This window comes from Corynebacterium sp. HMSC05D08, assembly GCF_001807215.1.
Classification (GTDB): Bacteria; Actinomycetota; Actinomycetes; order Mycobacteriales; family Mycobacteriaceae; genus Corynebacterium; species Corynebacterium striatum.
This window is the reverse complement of record NZ_KV788310.1, coordinates 24828-40550: the sequence shown is the minus strand read 5'-3', so window position 1 is coordinate 40550 and position 15723 is coordinate 24828. Positions and strand designations below refer to the sequence as shown.

Here is a 15723-nt window from a genome sequence, read left to right as displayed (position 1 = left end):
ACAGCACGCAGGCACGCTGCTACCCTTCCTTGCCATGAAGATCCGCTCTTAATTCGAAGCTCACATCAACACCTCTGACTCGAAGGCGGATCGATCCATGCCTATTTCTTTCACTGACCTCACCATTGTGTGGCCCGATGGTAAACCCTGTTTCTCGAATCTCAATGGGACTTTTAGTGCACAGTTCACCGGACTCGTTGGCACCAACGGCTCGGGCAAATCAACGCTGGCCAAGGTGCTGGCCGGGATACTCGAACCAACCTCAGGTACCGTCAGTGCCCCTAGCGTCGGGTACCTCGACCAAGACTTAGGTCTAAAAGTCTCCGATACTGTTGCCGACGTGTTCCACGCCCGTGAAGTATTGGAGGCCATCGAGCAAATCGAAGCGGGACACTACACCGACGAGCTCGTCGAGGTCGTCGGCGAGCATTGGGACCTCAAGGAAAAAATCAGTGCTGCGCTCGCGGCGTCGGAATTGCCCATTTCCTTGGATCGCACAATCGGTAGCCTATCGGGCGGCGAGGCCGTTACTGTCGCGCTTACTGCGCTCTTTTTCTCCGAACCTGACGTGTTCATTTTGGATGAGCCCACAAACAACCTTGATGCGCAGTCCAAGGAACTTCTCCTTAGCTTGATCGCTGACTCGCCGGCCCAGGTTTTGGTCATTTCACACGACCGCGATCTACTCAATCACGCAGATTGCATCGCCGAGCTCTACCACGGCTCGTTACGCATGTTTACTGGGAACTATGCCTCCTATGAGGAGGCTATTGACCAAGAGCAGGACGCCGCGCTTGCCGACGTCCACCAGGCCAAGGCCGCCTTACGCAAAGAAGTCCGCCAGCGGTCAGCAATGCAAACGCGGCTAGCCCGGGATGAGCGTCGCGGAAAGAAATACGCGGCCTCCAAGCGCAAGCCACCTCTCGCAATGGGCCTGGACAAGAATCGCTCTCAAAACACAGCTGCCAAGCGCTCGCACGAAGCAGCCCAATCAGTGGCAAGCGCACAGCAGGAGTACGACAAAGCTCAGCTGCGGCTACGCGACGATTCTGCCGTCCATATCGAGCTTCCGAGCACTCAACTGCCTAACGCAACCCACGTTCTCCGCAGTGAGCTACTCAGCATCGTGGGCCCTGAGCGCGTCCGACTCGCAGGCCCCAACGGTTCCGGAAAGACAACGTTCCTCAACCGCGTGGCAAACGGCGACGTCGACTACGCACTAGCCTGTGGCTACTTGCGTCAGCGCATAACGCTTCCCGGCAATAAAAGCGTGTGGGAGTTAGTGACCGAGTCCAATCCTCACGCTGCGCCGCAGTATCTGCGCAATCAGCTTGCGCAATTACTGTTCCAGAACGACAGCGTACACGCTCCGCTTTCCCAGTTATCGGGCGGCGAGCGCTTTCGGGCCGAATGCGCCCGGGTCTTGTTGTCAGACCCAGCGCCGAAGTTTCTACTCCTCGACGAACCCACGAACAACCTCGACATTCCCACCGTGGATTGGCTTATCGACGTCCTCTCTGCATACTGCGGGGCAATGCTGGTGGTGAGTCACGACGAACACTTCTGTGCACGCTTGCTTCTCGATCGCACCGTTGAGCTTTAGGTAACTAGTTTCAGCCCAAGTTTGCATCATTGACACTAATACAATCTGTGCTATATTTACTAATACAACGTTGTATTAGTAAGAACAACACAGAAAGTGAGGGTGCATGTTCATCACCCTTAGCCCGGACTCTGACGTCCCACTGTTTAAACAAATCCACGACGAGATAGTTGCGGCCATCGCTCACGGGCAGCTCCGTGACGGCGACAAGCTTGATCCAGTTCGCCGTCTCGCAGCCGACTTCGGCATCAACCCCGCCACTGTCAAGAAGGCTTATGACAAACTCGTCGCCGAAGGCCTAGCCGAAACCGCTGGACGCTCCGGCACCGTGGTCCGCCCAGGTGCCCGCACTGCAGCCCAATCCCAGCAACTCGACGAGGGCCTCACCCGCGTCGCCTGGCTTGCACGCGCACAGGGCTTCACCGTTTCCGAAATCCGTGACCATCTCGACGCCATCCTGAAGGAACTACCATGATTTTCGCATTATCAATGGCCGCGGTCATCTTAGCCGTGACGTGGGCCCTGGCGGCAGCACCGGCGATAGCCGTCTTGCCCCTTGGTGTTTCAGTACCCCACGACAAACGCGCTGAGCCTGCAGTAACTGATGCGATTAAGCACTACCGCTGCCTCGTGTGGGCGTTTGGTATCGCCGCCACCCTAATTTCAGTGGCCACATGGAAGTGGCCAGCAATCGCAGCGCTGCCTTCCCTTATCGTCATCTTTGGAGCACTCTTTGCTTACGTTAAATCGCGTCGCCGCATCATCGAGGCCAAAGCCGCGGGCGGCTGGTATGACGATGTCGAAACAGCCATTTCCGCACAGATAACTGCCACGCCGCTGAACAACAGCGCGCTGGCCGACCTCACCGCCCAGGTCCGCTTTCCCTGGATTTGGGTCCTCGGCTCACTGCTCATTACCGCAGCTTCCGCGGGCATCGTTGCCCAAGGCTGGGACACGATTCCCGAGACCATCCCTACGCACTGGGGCGCCTCCATGCAGCCCGACGCCTGGAGCGACAAAGGCATCGGCACTGTATTCGGGTTGACCTTCGTTAACCTCGGAATGATCGCAGTCTTCGCACTGATTTTTTGGTTCGTCTGCACCTCATCGGTCCATTCACGTTCGGACCGCTCCATCAAGGGTCAGCTGCGAAACCGCGCGGTAATGGCCGCAACAAACCAGGCAACAGGCTTCTTACTCTTTGCACTCTGCCTACCCATGGCGCAGATTCAGGTTGCCTCCGCATTGCCTCGCTACGCCGACTGGCTGCCTGTGGGATTCATCGGTGTTATCGTCATGAGCCTGGTCGGGGTCATCGCCCTCCTCGTGATGATCCTGCGCGCACAAACGCGCATCGATGATGCCCTGCGGGGCGTGAATTTCCCCGACGACGGCAAAGACTCCCCCGATAATGACAAGTTCTACAAGTGGGGCATGTTCTATTACAACCCTGACGACCCAGCCATCATGGTGGACAAGCGCTTCGGCGCCGGCATGGACTTCAACTACGCCCGCTGGCAGGCGAAGGTTTTCATGGCCGTCATTCTGCTACTGCTCATAGGTTCCGTCGCTTTGCTAATTTTGCTCTAGCAGCTTGTCGGTGGAGGTTTTTCGTAGGCGGCCTGGCTGGCGAAGGGCGAGGGGTTTCCTGCTCTCTAGCTACGCGAGCAGACGCTGCGCAGCCGCGCGGGCATCAGCGATGACGGCTGGCACGCCCACGCCACCGGACCAGGCGCCGGTGGCTTCTATGCCAGGGACGTCGGCAAGCGCGGCGTGCGCCGCGGCAACCGTGGCCAGATGGGTCTCGTCGTAACGCGGGATGCCACCGAACCAGCGCTGGGTGAAGATTTCAGAAACGCCCGCCGCGCGGCCGTCGAAACCAGTGATGTGCTGGAGGTCGTCCAACGCGTAATCCACCAGCTGATCTTCCTCCGCGCGCAGCCGTGCGTCGTCGCCATAACGGCCGAAGGAAGCGCGGACCAGGGCACCGCCGCGTTCAGCTAGGTGTGGCCACTTTCTCGAAGACAGCGTAAACGCTTTAGCGTTTACGCCCTCTTGATCCGTGCCCACCAGGATTCCGGTGTTATCGGGCAAGCGGTTGCCTTCCGGATCAGTATCCGAGTCGAACTTGAAGCCCACAACTACGGAGCCGGCCAGCTTCACCTTCTTCAGCGCGGCAGCAGCCGCAGGAGAAAGAGCCGGCAGAAGACGCGCGGTAGTGGGCGCAGGGGTGGCAAACAGCACACGGTCATAAAGGCCGGCCTCGTTCGGTGCGCCCTTGACGCGGAAGCCCTCGGACTCACGGGTCACACCAGAAATGAAGGAATCGAGGTGGATATCGGCGCCGGACTGTTCCGCGAGTGCCTCGTAAACCTCAGCGTAGCCGCCGCGGAAAGTTTGGAACGGTGCTCCCTTGCCAGGCGTGCGAGGTCGGGCCTCCTCCATCGCCTTGACTGCGGCGGAAAGGGTCACGGGCCCCTCTGCGGCGAGCTTGTCCAAGGTCGCTGCCAACGCCGGGATGGTGGCGCGCAGCCCCAGGTCGTCCGCGGTGCATGAGTACACGCCGCCCAATAGAGCGGAGACCACGTGGTCCACCACGTCGTCGCCGAACTGCTGGCGCACCAGCTTGCCCACGGACACGTCGCCGCCGATTTCCCATTCAAAGGGCTCCTCGTTGTCGATGCGCTTCGCCGTCTCTTCGGAGACCAAAGGTGCAATGGTGGCCGAGGAAGACGGGATGCCCATCATGCCGCCGGAGGGCAGGGACTGCAGCTTCGAATCCACGTAGACCAGCGGGGAAAGGCCCGATGGGGAGACGAAGGAGTCCGCCAAGCCCAGCTGGGTGAAGAAGTCCACGACCTCAGCGTTGCGGGCAAGGAAGGCCTCAGCGCCCATATCGGTGGGGCCGTCGTTGAAAGGCACGGTGTAGAGCTTGCCGCCAATACGGCCCTCTGCCTCATAGACGTCGATCTCGTGGCCCTCGTTGCGGGAAGCGATCTCCCACGCTGCCGTAAGGCCCGCCAAGCCTGCACCAATAATTGCGATCTTCATTAGCCCTCCTCGTGGATGATGGCGACGGCGCGGGTGACAGCGTCGGCGTCGGTGGTAGGTAGCACTCCGTGGCCCAAGTTCCAGATATGTGTATCGATGTCGCCGGCTGCTTGGGCTGCCGCGACCTCGTCCTTGATGGTGCGCACTGCGCCGCGGATGGCGTCGTCGCCAGCGAACAAGAGCGCAGGATCCAGGTTGCCCTGCAAAGTGCGGGCGCTCACGCGCTTGGCTGCGACATCCATGGAGACGCGGTAGTCCACGCCCATGACTTCAGAGCCGGCCTCGGACATCGCGCCGAGCAGCTCGCCGGTTCCCACACCAAAGTGGATGCGTGGCACGCGGCCCTCAGCAGCCGCGAGGATGCGCGTGGAATACGGCAGCACGAACTCGCGGTAATCACGCTCGTTGAGGTAGCCCGCCCAGGAGTCGAAGAGCTGCATCGCGTCGATGCCCGCCTCCATCTGCAGCTCCAAGAAGGAGATGATGGTGGGTGTCAGGCGCTCCATCAACGCGTGCCAAGTCTCCGGCTCCGCGTGCATGAGGGCCTTGGTTTTCTCGTGGTTCTTGGACGGGCCGCCCTCCACGAGGTAGCTGGCCAGAGTGAAAGGCGCACCAACGAAACCAATGAGCGCCTGCTGCGGGTTCAGCTCGTCCAGGATGATGCGGATGCCTTCGCGGACCTCGGGAACGTCCTGGTCCAGGATGGGCAGGTTCTCCACGTCCTGACGGGTGCGGATGGGCGCGTCCATGACTGGGCCGCGGCCGGGAACGATGTTCACGCCTACTCCTGCTGCTTTGAGCGGAACGACGATATCGCTGAACAGGATGGCGCCGTCGACGTCGTGGCGGCGGACCGGCTGCAGGGTGATTTCGGCGAGCAGCTCCGGCATGAAGCAGGAGTCGAGCATGTCGATGCCCTCGCGTACTTTGCGGTACTCAGGCAGCGAACGTCCAGCTTGGCGCATGAACCATACCGGCAGACGAGAGGGGGTGCGGCCAGTGGCAGCGTCGATAAGCGGGGCGTTGTTGAGTCGTGACATGGTCCTCATTATGAATCAAAAGTTGGATACGAATCTAGTTAGCCACACCTTCGCTAGCGGGCCCGCGCATGCGATCCCACGCAAAAGCTAGAAGCGCGGGTTGTGCTCGCGAATGAACTGGTTGGAATCAGGGCGATAAAGCAAGAGCAAAGCCACCGCCAGAACCACTGGAATAACGATGAGGATGAGTCCACCCACACCCAGCGCCATCGCGGCGATGTTGACAAACAGCGTCACCGCAATCGCGATGGTGATGATGCGGCGCGACCACTTGGAACCGTGCGCTAGCTGCGCGGAGCAAACAGCCATGATGATGGCGCACACGATGTTGGAAATAGCTACGAAGTTGCGGTTGCGGGAAAGGTACTCAGCCACTTCCGGGGAGGCAGCGACTTCCTCAGCGCCGGAGTCGCCGAAGAGGCCCACCATGCCAGAGACCAGCATGATGACTGCAGCAATGACGAGAACCCAGTAGGAAAAGCGCAGCGAACGCGGCCACCAGTTTGCATGGTTCGCTGCCGCAGCAGAGTCTTCCGCGCCCTTCTTCTTGCGTCCTGCACGGTTGTAATCAACCGGCCCCGGCCGGGATGGGTCACCTTTGGGTTGGCCGTTTCCTTGGCCCGGGAACATACTTGTCATCGCCGTGGCTCCTGGTCATAGCGACCGGAGTCGCGCGGGGCATCGTGTTCTGAAGTTTTCTGCTGCTTTTCCAACAGCTCTTTGCGTTCCTGTTCTCGGCGCTCGCGTTCTTTGTCGCGGCGTTCTTGCGCTAGTTCCTGCTCCAGCTTGCGCATTTCCTCGAGCTCGCCGGTGTAGTCCAGGGTTTCTTCCTTCACGGAGAATATTAGACCCATTACTGCGGCCACGCCGACCAAGATCTGCACGCTGCCATCGACCATGATGAGCCAGTCCGGCGCCTCGTTGCCCGCCGGGCTCGAGAGGAAGACGAGCAGCGTGCGAAAAGCAAAGAACAAGGAGAACGCGAACCACAGGCGACGTCCCGTGCCCGCAGACTTCTTGTTCTTATTCAGCAAGTACAGCATCACCGCAAGGACCACGATGATGACCAAAGAAATCAGGCTGGAGAAGGCCACCGAGCCATAACCGATGATGCTGATCAAGGAGTCGGAGATTTCCTGCCCCGAATCCTTCGCGGCTTCCTCAGCAGTCTTGCGAGCCTCGGCAAACAGCACCGAGCGGTTGAGGAGCGTCATCACCACATTCAGTATCTGGTGAATGACCTCAAAGCCCAAGGCGCCGGCCCACAGCTTGAGCATGAGGCTTACTGCCTCAGGGCGCTCCTTTTCCGGTTGCGGAGCTTGTGGGGCTTGCGGGGCCTGGGCAGCAGTTGGAGCCTGCGGGGTCTGCTGAGGGGACTGAGGAGCCGGGAATGTCACAGATATCCTTTTGAAGGTTCGGTCGCTGTTTGAAGCTGGTGGGCCAAAATCACTTCTGAACTTAGTTCAGAAACTACTTCAGAAGTCGCGCTGCGTCGGTGGCGAAGTAGGTCAGAATCTGATCCGCACCTGCACGCTTGAATGCAGTCAAGGACTCCAGCATAACGGCCTCACCGTTAATCCAGCCATTCTGCGCAGCCGCCTTAATCATGGCGTACTCGCCAGAGACCTGGTACACGGCCACCGGCACGCAGGAGCGCTCCACCGCTGCCGCCAGCACATCGAGGTAAGGCAGGCCCGGCTTGACCATGACGAAGTCCGCGCCCTCTTCGATGTCGAGGTCGATCTCCAGCAGGGACTCGCGGAGGTTGCGCGGATCCTGCTGGTAGGTGCGGCGGTCGCCCTCCAGAGAGGAGCCCACGGCATCGCGGAACGGGCCAAAGAACGCAGAGGCGTACTTGGCCGAGTAGGCCATGATGGCGACGTCCTCGTGGCCGGCCTCGTCAAGGGCCTCGCGGATGGCGGCGATCTGGCCATCCATCATTCCAGATGGGCTAACCATGTGCGCGCCAGCGCGGGCTTGGGAGCGAGCCATGTCCTGGTAGAGCTTCACCGTCTCATCATTCTTGACGCGGCCCTTGTCATCCACCACGCCACAGTGTCCGTGGGAGGTGAACTCGTCCAGGCAGGTGTCCGCCATGACGATGAGGTCATCGCCGAATTCACGGCGCAGCTCCTCGATGCCGCGGTTCAGGATTCCCTGCGGATCCCATGCCACGGAACCGGTCTCATCCTTATCCTCGTCCAGCGGCACGCCGAAGAGGTCCACGCACTTGACGCCCGCATCGAGCGCCTCATGCGCGGCGCGCTTCAAGGAATCGAAGGTGTGCTGATAAACCCCCGGCATGGAGGGGATCTCGCGGGGCTCGTCAATACCGTCAACGATGAACATCGGCAGAATCAGATCTGCCGGACGCAGTGTAGTTTCCGCAACAAGCTCGCGGAAAGCTGGGGACTGGCGCAGACGGCGGGGGCGACGAATAAGATCCATAATGAATTCTCCTTTGGGCTCACCCTGTCACAGGCGAGCACGCGTGAAGGCTTTTTCTTTTGCCCCGCTAGTCTACTCAGCCGCAGCGTCTATGCAGACTTGGCGCTCGTCTTACGCTTGCGACGCTTCTTACGCGGCGCAGGCAGGTTGCCAGCGGCGCGCAGTGCGGCGACGTGCTCAGCGAGGGCGTCGATAAGCGCAGGCACCTCAGCGACCTCCGGAACCACATCAACGCGCAGGCCCAACTCCTCAGCCGCGGCCTTCGTGGACGGGCCGATGCAAGCAATGATGGTGCGAGCGTGCGGCTTGCCAGCGATGCCCACCAAGTTGCGCACGGTCGAGCCAGAGGTAAACGCCACGGCGTCAAAGCCGCCCGACTTGATCATGTCGCGCACCTCAGCCGAAGGCGGTGCCGCACGCACGGTGCGGTAAGCCACGACGTCGTCGACCTCCCAGCCCAGCTCCTCCAGGCCGGTCACCAAGGCGTCGCCAGCAATGTCAGCGCGCGGCAACAGCACGCGGCCCACAGCATCGATGTCCTCGACGTAGTTGGGGAAGACCTCAACCAGGCCCTCGGCGTTCTGCTTGCGCTTGTTCGGCAACAGCTCCGGGACCATTCCCTTGGCGCGGATGGCGTCGGCGGTCTTGCTGCCCACCGCTGCCAGGTGCACGCCTGCGAAGTCGCGGGCATCCAGGCCCAGATCGGCGATCTTCTCCCACACGGCAGAGACTGCGTTGACAGAGGTAAACACGATCCACTTGTAGCGGCCTTCCACGATGCCCTTGATGGCGCGGTCCATCTGCGCCGGGTTACGCGGCGGCTCCACCGAGATGGTGGGCACAGACTGCGGGATAGCGCCGTAGCCAGCCAGACGCGCGGACATGGCAGCCGCCTGCTCCTTGGTGCGCGGCACGAGCACGCGCCAGCCGTACAGCGGGCGATTTTCCCACCAGGAGTACTTAGAGCGATCGTCGAAGCTGCGGCCCAGGGTCACCACGAGGTCGCCCGGCAGCTCGGCGTCGAGCTTGCCCAAGGTGCCCAAGGTGGTCTCGTGGGTGCGCTGCAGGCGGGTGGTGCCATGCACGGTGACGTAGGCTTCCATGTCCGCGGACATGCCACGGTCGATGAGCTCGCGAGAAATCAGCGGCAGGTCCTCAGCAGTAGCCTGCAGTACGAGCGGCTGCGTCGCACTTGCCAGGGAGTCCCAATCAGCGCCTTCGGTAATGTCCGCCTCGGTGTAGGTCGCGCCCAGCGCCAGACCTGCAAAGGAGGGGACGGTGGAAGGCAGGGACATGCCCGGAACAACCTGGAATTCCAGGCCTGCCGCGGCCACGGCGGAAATCTCCGCTTTGATGGACTCGCGGTTGAGCGGGTTGCCGCTTACCAGGCGGATGACATCGAGGCCATCGGCTTCAACCAGCGCTTCACGCATTTGCTTGACGACGTCTTCCCCATCCGGGGCATAAAAGACAGCTGCGGTAGGCGCGGCAGGACGCGGCGGCTTGCGGCGTGCGCCAGCCTCCTTGGCCTCGGCGCAGATGCGTGCGTACTCGGCCTCGGCGGCGTCGAGAAGCTCCTGCGGCACGGGGACCGCACGGGCGACAACGTCGCGCACTCCGGAGGAAACCTCGGCGTCGACAATAGCGATGGCGTTCGCCTCGAGAACCTCGCGGGCGCGGACGGTCAACAGCTCAGGGTTGCCTGGGCCGGCGCCCACAAATACGACTTTGCCCAGTTCAGACTGGATGTCCGGCACAGCGTTGCTCATAAGGTTCTTTTCTACGTTTGGGTCTCAGGCGCCCCGCACGGACATGATCGTGCGCAGCGTTTTCCCTGCTACCAGCGGGCGGTGTTCTTCACAGCGTATTAACGGCCAAAATCCCAGGCCAGAAGTCCTGGGATCTGTTTAAGGGGGGCCAAATCATTGGAGGCCAATGATCGTGTGCTAGATACACCTTAAATTATCAAGGCCTAAACAAAAAATTAGTTGCCCAGCAGCTCGGCTGCACCGCGGGAGAAAAGCTCCTCGGAGACAGCGCTGCCCAGCTGGGCTGCATCGCTCAAAGGTCCCGTTGCGGAAGCCAAAAGCTGACGCGATCCGTCTAGGGCGAAGACGCCACCGCGCACGGTCAGCTGACCGTTCTCTATGGTGGAGGTTGCAGCCACGGGCGCGGTGCAGCCTGCCTCCAGGCGGGAGAGGACAGTGCGCTCGCCGAAGGAGGCGGCGGAAGCCTGCTCGTCAATCAAGGTCTCGATGGCACGGGCCGCGGCGGAGTCGTTGACTGCCTCAATGGCCAGCGCGCCCTGCGCTGGGGCCGGCATGAAGGTGTCCGGGGCAAAGACCTCGGTGGCCATGTCCTGGTAATCGGCACGGACTAGGCCCGCGTAAGCCAAGACCACGGCGTCGAGTTCACCGGAGGTCACCTTGCCCATACGGGTGTCGATGTTGCCGCGTAGCGGCTGAATGTCGAGGTCTGGGCGCATCGCCTTGAGCTGGCTAATACGGCGCGGCGCCGAGGTACCCACGCGGGCCCCCTCGGGCAGCTGCGCCAAGGTCAGGCCGTCGCGTGCCACGAGGGCTTCGCGCACGTCCTGGCGCTCCGGCACGACGAGGAGGAACCGCTCGTCGGCCGCGGTAGGAAGGTCCTTGAAGGAGTGGACCGCGATGTCGCACTCGCCACCGTAAAGAGCCTCGCGCAGGGCCTGCGTAAACACGCCCACACCGATGCGCTCGACGGGCGCCATGTTGACGTCACCATGGGTGGTGACGATGTGCAGCTCTGACTCAAAGCCGTTGGCTTTCAGCCAGTCGCGCACGTGGCCCGACTGCGTGGTGGCCAGCTTGGAACCGCGAGTACCGATCTTGAACATAAAAAGTTTTTCCTCTTACTTGGCGTTGTTCTCTTGGCTCTTTTTGACTTCACTCAAGTCGGGCAACTGGTCGACGTCGACCGCTACACCAGTGCCTTCAATCTGCAGGCCAAAGAGTTCCTGCAGGGCCGTCTCGTGGCTGACAGTACCGGAGTTAGCAGCCAGTTGCTTCGCACGAACGGTCGGCTCGTGCAGGAGCTTGTCCACCACGCGCTTCAAGGCGCGGTTGACGTCATCCATCTGCCTATCATCGAGCTCCGGGTGCTTCTGGGTCAGGCGCGCAACCTCGCACTCGACGAGGTCGGCGGCGCGGCGTCGCAAAGCAGAAACCGCGGGCACCACGTCGCGCACGCGTTGTGCGGAAGAGTAGGCCTCAAGCTCCTCGTTCACGATGCGGCGTGCCTGCGCGTGCGGGCTCGTACCAGCAGCGATGTCGGTATCCGCAGCGCTCAGGGAACGGCTCAGGCGCTCAATGTTGACCAGATCCACACCTTCAGCCTCCGCAGTTGCGTCCTCGATGTCACGCGGCAGGGACAGGTCAATGAGCATGAGGGCGCGGCCGGTGGCACCATGCTTGGCGACGTCGCCTGCCTCAATGGTGAAGTTCTGTGCACCGGTAGCGGAGATGGCAAGGTCTACCCGGCCGAGCACACGGGCGCGGTCTTCAAAGTCGATGACCTCGGCGTGGACCCCAGCCTCATGGGCATGGGAAGCCAGGCGCTCTGCGCGCTCGCGGGTGCGGTTAGCGATGATGAGCTCCGCGCCCAAGCGGCCCGCATGCGTTGCGGCGAGGGAAGCCATGGCCCCTGCCCCCAGAATGAGCGCGGTCTTGCCGTGGAGATCCTCTACGCCCATGCGCTGGGTGGCCTGGTCGAAGGCGAAAGACACCATGGAGGAACCGGCCTCGTCGATCTCGGTTTCGGTGTGTACTCGCTTGCCAGTGTGCAGCGCGGACTGAGCCAAGGCGTGGATACGCGGGCCCACAGTTCCCTGCTCAGCCGCAGACTGGTAGGCGGTGCGCACCTGGCCGATAATCTGCTGCTCGCCCATCACCATGGAGTCAAGACCGGAGGTAACCGTCATGAGGTGCTCAGCGGCCGCGTCGGCATAACGCACATACAGATAACCGCGCAGCTCATCTTCCGGGACACCAGAAACCTCGGTCAGGACGTGCACGACGTCTTGGACTCCGGTGTGGAAGGAGTTGGTGACCGTGTATACCTCCATGCGATTGCACGTGGAGATAATCATGGCCTCGGACAAGGATTGTGCAGAAACCAGCTCCCCGCAAGCGGTCGTTTGCACCGCGGCATCCATGCTTAGCTTCTCCAGCAGCGCTACTGGTGCCGACTGGTGGGACATGCCCACGACGAGCACACTCATGCACAATCCTCCACTTTCAGATCAACCCTTTGATTGATGCAAATCAACCAAAAGACTACTAGTTGGTTCGGAAAAATCCGAACTAAGGCAGTACTAATTCGCCTGAATCAATTAAGAAGCGAGCTCCGCGGCCAGCTCGTCATTGTCGACTTCCCAGCAAGAGAACTCCTCGCCGTCAATAACCACAACGGGCACGCGGTCGCCATATTCCATGGCCAGCTCTTGATCCTCATCGACGTTGCGCACATTAAATTCGGCGTCAGCAGCCTCCACGACCGGAGTGATTTGTTCCCGGACTCGCTTGCAGGAACCGCAGGTAGTACGGACCATCAACTCGACGACGCGGCGCGACATATAACTATTTTCTCCTGACTTAGACGCTCGAAAAGACGCCATTGGCCTAAAGGTTTACTATGGACACGATAGTCTGCCACACCGTCGAAAGCTGCATGCGTGTCCGCATCCTCTAGTTCCCCTGGGGCCTCCCAGCCCCCTACCCCACCCATAATGCCCAATTCTCCGCGCGACTTCCTTGCAAACTGGACAGCCAGCCGCGGCAATCTCCGCAACTTCTTGGAGAACCAAGCCTTTGCTCCGCTTGATGATGAGGCGCAAAAGGCAGCAGGTGAGGCCGCTGCCAGCGCGGCGGTGGACAGCATCTTCGGGCTGGACCTTAAGTCCTACCACTCGGGCGTGGACTCTGTGCAGGGCTCTTTCGAATCCGCTGGGGCAAAGAAGATCACCCAGCCGGACCCCGACATCCCGCAGGACGCCGGCGCGGCCGCCTTCTTCGACGTGGACAACACGCTCATTCAAGGCTCCTCGCTCGTGGCCTTTGCCTTTGGTTTGTACCGCAAGCGTTACTTCAAGCTGCGGGAGATCCTGCCGATTGCGTGGAAACAGCTGAAATACCGCGTCTCCGGCAGTGAGAACGCCGACGATATCGCCGCCGGCCGCGTTCAGGCCTTGGAGTTTGTCAAAGGCCGCACAGTGGAAGACATGGTGGCACTGTGCGAGGAAATCGTGGACGCCTCGCTGGCTCGCCGCGCCTACCCGGGCACCAACCAGCTGGCGCAGATGCACATCGCGGCCGGCCAGCAAGTGTGGCTGGTGACCGCGACCCCGGTTCAGCTAGCCCAGGTTCTGGCAAAGCGCTTTGGCTTCACTGGCGCTCTGGGTACGGTCCCTGAGGTTGTCGATGGCAAATTCACCGGCCGTCTCGTGGGCGATATCCTCCACGGCCCCGGCAAGACCCACGCAGTCGCGGCATTGGCCACGATAGAGAACCTCGACTTGGAGCGCTGCACGGCCTACTCTGACTCCGTAAACGACGTTCCCATGCTCTCGATGGTGGGGACCCCCGTGGCCATTAACCCGGACTCCAAGCTGCGCGACGTGGCTGAGGACAACGGCTGGCTCATCCGCGACTACCGCTCGGTGCGCAAGGCAGTACGCACCTACGGCCTGCCTGCCATGGCCACAGCTGCCTTCTCCTACGGCAGCTGGCGTTTGATGCGCAAGTAAGGAATCAGTCAACTCCCGGGCTAAGTAGCAAGAAGGCCCTGACTCCCAAAGGAGCCAGGGCCTTAATGTTTACTTGCCAAGCTTACGACGCTGAACGCGGGTACGGCGCAGCATCTTGCGGTGCTTCTTCTTGGACATGCGCTTACGGCGCTTCTTGATGACAGAACCCATAGTAGGTTTCCTCACTTTCGAGATCAGTACGTACTAAACCTGCCAGCAACAGCCTGGAAATGGCCGCTAAGGTGCACTTCTCAGCAACCCCGCACTCTCCTAGGAATGCTCCTCGAAAAACGCGGAAGACGCAGGACCGCTGGCACGAATGGTCACTATCTTACCCAGAGTGCACCTGAGCACCAAAAAAGGCAGCGCCCACCACCGCAGACCAAGCTGGTCAACAGAGGTGGGCGCTGCAAAGGCGCGAGTAAATTTAAGCTCCGTAAACGGAAGCCTCAAGGTACTCGTTAACAGCAGACTCGTGAACACGGAAAGAGCGTCCAACGCGAACTGCCGGCATCTCGCCTGCGTGAACCAAACGGTAGACAGTCATCTTGGAGACTCGCATGATCTCTGCGACCTCGGCGATGGTCAAAAAGGTTCCCTTATCTTCATTAGCCATAGTTAATCTAACCCTTCAGCCCGTGACGCGCTGTAGGCTTCCCCTCCCACAGGACATTCACGCACGTGCTTGTACTAGCCTAGCGTGAAACCTGTGACTAATGCGACCCAAGAGCCAAATTTTTTCTCAGGTGTCCCCCAGCTAACCTCAAACTCCCCGCACAACTGGTGTCACACCAGGATCACGCTATGAAGAATTTGGTCCACTCAAGGGGACACCCGCATAACAACGATGTCGTTTAAGGCCACAAAAGTCGGGTTCTAGCCAAGCTCCTTGGCGCGCTGCGCGCAGGCCTCAGCCGCGCGGTAGAAAGCACCGCGAATACCCGACTCTTCGAGCTCGCGGATCGCAGCAGCCGTAGTGCCACCAGGAGAGGTCACTCCAGCGCGCAACGCCAGCGGTTCGCGGCCTGAGCCCACGAGCATCGCTCCCGCGCCCGCTGCGGTCTGCGTGGCGAGCTTGGTAGCGACGTCGCGTGTAAGGCCCAGCTGCACACCCGCATCAATCAGAGACTCCACCACGAGGAAGAAGTACGCCGGTGCCGAACCCGCCAGCGCGGCAGCAGCGTCGATGTCCTTCTCGGCCACCACAGCCACTTCACCGACGGCCTCCAAGAGCTTGACGACGCCCTCAAACTGCTCATCGCTCACGTGGGTACCCTTAGTTGCCGTACTCATGCCCTTCCCCACGAGCATCGGGGTATTTGGCATAACACGCACCACCGGTACGCCCTCACCAGCCGCGGTCTCCAGCTTTTCGAGCTGAACGCCTGCCGCAAGTGACACAGCGACGGCGGTCTTGGGCAGTTCGGCCTCCGCAAAGACTTCTTCGATGGCATAAGGCTTGACGCAGCCGAACACGAAGTCCGCATCCTGGGCGGCTTCCTTGTTATCACTGGCCGTCTTCACGCCATAGGTCTTCTCCATCTCGGCGCGACGCTCCTCGCGACGATTAGTCACCACGATGTCTGCGCCGTCGTAGCCCGCATTCACGAGTCCAGAAACGAGCGCCTCACCGATTTGTCCTCCACCAAGTACTGCAATCTTTGTCATGGACACCACAGTGCCAGAAAGCCCGAAGTCTGGCCAAAGCCCACTGTTGGCAAACAAAAAGCGCGCCCCCGTTCTAGTGAACGATGGGGCGCGCTGTGCGTTAAGCGTGGCCGCTCTACCTTGGCGATGAGCGC

At 60.9% G+C, this 15723-nt stretch carries 16 protein-coding genes; 4 read left to right on the top strand and 12 right to left on the bottom strand.

What is annotated here, in order from left to right; translation table 11 throughout:
- Nucleotides 1-97: 97 nt before the first annotated feature.
- The 3 genes from HMPREF3148_RS03145 (at nt 98) to HMPREF3148_RS03135 (ending at nt 3193) form a co-directional block, all read left to right on the top strand.
- Entirely contained in the window at nt 98-1603 is a 1506-nt protein-coding gene (locus HMPREF3148_RS03145; protein ID WP_049063778.1) for an ABC-F family ATP-binding cassette domain-containing protein, read from the top strand.
- A 106-nt stretch (nt 1604-1709) separates the two neighbouring features.
- Complete coding sequence (locus HMPREF3148_RS03140) at nt 1710-2078, top strand: GntR family transcriptional regulator (RefSeq protein ID WP_070508683.1); 369 nt, start codon at nt 1710-1712, stop codon at nt 2076-2078.
- Nucleotides 2075-3193, top strand: coding sequence for a DUF5808 domain-containing protein (locus tag HMPREF3148_RS03135; protein WP_070508682.1), 1119 nt, complete (start codon nt 2075-2077; stop codon nt 3191-3193). The genes HMPREF3148_RS03140 and HMPREF3148_RS03135 overlap by 4 nt, the downstream gene beginning before the upstream one ends.
- A 69-nt stretch (nt 3194-3262) precedes the next feature.
- On the opposite strand, the gene HMPREF3148_RS03130 is transcribed toward HMPREF3148_RS03135, so the two are convergent.
- The 9 genes from HMPREF3148_RS03130 to HMPREF3148_RS03090 form a co-directional block, all read right to left on the bottom strand.
- A complete protein-coding gene (locus HMPREF3148_RS03130; protein ID WP_070508679.1) occupies nt 3263-4654 on the bottom strand; it encodes a protoporphyrinogen oxidase in 1392 nt (463 codons plus the stop codon).
- Nucleotides 4654-5694, bottom strand: a complete 1041-nt coding sequence (gene hemE, locus HMPREF3148_RS03125) for a uroporphyrinogen decarboxylase (protein ID WP_070508676.1) — start codon at nt 5692-5694, stop codon at nt 4654-4656. Before hemE ends, HMPREF3148_RS03130 begins: the two co-directional genes overlap by 1 nt.
- Nucleotides 5695-5781: 87 nt before the next feature.
- Nucleotides 5782-6333, bottom strand: coding sequence for a tellurium resistance protein TerC (locus HMPREF3148_RS03120; RefSeq protein ID WP_046645658.1), 552 nt, complete (start codon nt 6331-6333; stop codon nt 5782-5784).
- The gene (locus HMPREF3148_RS03115; protein WP_070508674.1) at nt 6330-7091 is read right to left on the bottom strand and encodes an MFS transporter; all 762 of its coding nucleotides are present in this window, start codon (nt 7089-7091) and stop codon (nt 6330-6332) included. Before HMPREF3148_RS03115 ends, HMPREF3148_RS03120 begins: the two co-directional genes overlap by 4 nt.
- Nucleotides 7092-7164: 73 nt before the next feature.
- The gene (hemB, locus tag HMPREF3148_RS03110; RefSeq protein ID WP_046645660.1) at nt 7165-8142 is read right to left on the bottom strand and encodes a porphobilinogen synthase; all 978 of its coding nucleotides are present in this window, start codon (nt 8140-8142) and stop codon (nt 7165-7167) included.
- An 89-nt stretch (nt 8143-8231) separates the two neighbouring features.
- Nucleotides 8232-9911, bottom strand: coding sequence for a bifunctional uroporphyrinogen-III C-methyltransferase/uroporphyrinogen-III synthase (locus HMPREF3148_RS03105; RefSeq protein WP_070508672.1), 1680 nt, complete (start codon nt 9909-9911; stop codon nt 8232-8234).
- Nucleotides 9912-10126: 215 nt separating this feature from the next.
- Nucleotides 10127-11014 (bottom strand): hydroxymethylbilane synthase, encoded by an 888-nt coding sequence (gene hemC, locus HMPREF3148_RS03100; protein ID WP_070508669.1) that lies wholly within the window; start codon nt 11012-11014, stop codon nt 10127-10129.
- A gap of 15 nt (nt 11015-11029) precedes the next feature.
- Complete coding sequence (locus HMPREF3148_RS03095; protein WP_070508667.1) at nt 11030-12397, bottom strand: glutamyl-tRNA reductase; 1368 nt, start codon at nt 12395-12397, stop codon at nt 11030-11032.
- Nucleotides 12398-12508: 111 nt separating this feature from the next.
- Nucleotides 12509-12751, bottom strand: a complete 243-nt coding sequence (locus HMPREF3148_RS03090; RefSeq protein ID WP_005527603.1) for a glutaredoxin family protein — start codon at nt 12749-12751, stop codon at nt 12509-12511.
- A gap of 153 nt (nt 12752-12904) precedes the next feature.
- Here HMPREF3148_RS03090 and HMPREF3148_RS03085 point away from each other — a divergent pair, with 153 nt between their 5' ends.
- A complete protein-coding gene (locus HMPREF3148_RS03085; RefSeq protein ID WP_005527602.1) occupies nt 12905-13921 on the top strand; it encodes an HAD-IB family hydrolase in 1017 nt (338 codons plus the stop codon).
- A gap of 69 nt (nt 13922-13990) precedes the next feature.
- Here HMPREF3148_RS03085 and HMPREF3148_RS13090 read toward each other — a convergent pair whose 3' ends face one another.
- From HMPREF3148_RS13090 to proC, 3 genes are all read right to left on the bottom strand, one after another.
- Nucleotides 13991-14092 carry a 30S ribosomal protein bS22 gene (locus tag HMPREF3148_RS13090; protein ID WP_003855542.1) on the bottom strand — a complete coding sequence of 34 codons (102 nt, stop codon included), beginning with the start codon at nt 14090-14092 and terminating at the stop codon, nt 13991-13993.
- Between the two features lie 256 nt (nt 14093-14348).
- Nucleotides 14349-14537 carry a helix-turn-helix domain-containing protein gene (locus HMPREF3148_RS03080; protein WP_005527601.1) on the bottom strand — a complete coding sequence of 63 codons (189 nt, stop codon included), beginning with the start codon at nt 14535-14537 and terminating at the stop codon, nt 14349-14351.
- Nucleotides 14538-14797: 260 nt separating this feature from the next.
- Complete coding sequence (proC, locus tag HMPREF3148_RS03075) at nt 14798-15589, bottom strand: pyrroline-5-carboxylate reductase (protein WP_005527600.1); 792 nt, start codon at nt 15587-15589, stop codon at nt 14798-14800.
- Between the last annotated feature and the right edge of the window lie 134 nt (nt 15590-15723).

Bases quoted from the DNA above. Each gene is read 5' to 3' on its own strand.
- HMPREF3148_RS03080 (WP_005527601.1), bottom strand. From the start codon at position 14,537: ATGGCTAATGAAGATAAGGGAACCTTTTTGACCATCGCCGAGGTCGCA.
- HMPREF3148_RS03105 (WP_070508672.1), bottom strand. From the start codon at position 9,911: ATGAGCAACGCTGTGCCGGACATCCAGTCTGAACTGGGCAAAGTCGTA.
- HMPREF3148_RS13090 (WP_003855542.1), bottom strand. From the start codon at position 14,092: ATGGGTTCTGTCATCAAGAAGCGCCGTAAGCGCATGTCCAAGAAGAAG.
- HMPREF3148_RS03140 (WP_070508683.1), top strand. From the start codon at position 1,710: ATGTTCATCACCCTTAGCCCGGACTCTGACGTCCCACTGTTTAAACAA.
- HMPREF3148_RS03085 (WP_005527602.1), top strand. From the start codon at position 12,905: ATGCCCAATTCTCCGCGCGACTTCCTTGCAAACTGGACAGCCAGCCGC.
- HMPREF3148_RS03090 (WP_005527603.1), bottom strand. From the start codon at position 12,751: ATGTCGCGCCGCGTCGTCGAGTTGATGGTCCGTACTACCTGCGGTTCC.
- HMPREF3148_RS03095 (WP_070508667.1), bottom strand. From the start codon at position 12,397: ATGAGTGTGCTCGTCGTGGGCATGTCCCACCAGTCGGCACCAGTAGCG.
- proC (WP_005527600.1), bottom strand. From the start codon at position 15,589: ATGACAAAGATTGCAGTACTTGGTGGAGGACAAATCGGTGAGGCGCTC.
- HMPREF3148_RS03120 (WP_046645658.1), bottom strand. From the start codon at position 6,333: ATGACAAGTATGTTCCCGGGCCAAGGAAACGGCCAACCCAAAGGTGAC.
- hemE (WP_070508676.1), bottom strand. From the start codon at position 5,694: ATGTCACGACTCAACAACGCCCCGCTTATCGACGCTGCCACTGGCCGC.
- HMPREF3148_RS03145 (WP_049063778.1), top strand. From the start codon at position 98: ATGCCTATTTCTTTCACTGACCTCACCATTGTGTGGCCCGATGGTAAA.
- HMPREF3148_RS03135 (WP_070508682.1), top strand. From the start codon at position 2,075: ATGATTTTCGCATTATCAATGGCCGCGGTCATCTTAGCCGTGACGTGG.
- hemC (WP_070508669.1), bottom strand. From the start codon at position 11,014: ATGTTCAAGATCGGTACTCGCGGTTCCAAGCTGGCCACCACGCAGTCG.
- hemB (WP_046645660.1), bottom strand. From the start codon at position 8,142: ATGGATCTTATTCGTCGCCCCCGCCGTCTGCGCCAGTCCCCAGCTTTC.
- HMPREF3148_RS03130 (WP_070508679.1), bottom strand. From the start codon at position 4,654: ATGAAGATCGCAATTATTGGTGCAGGCTTGGCGGGCCTTACGGCAGCG.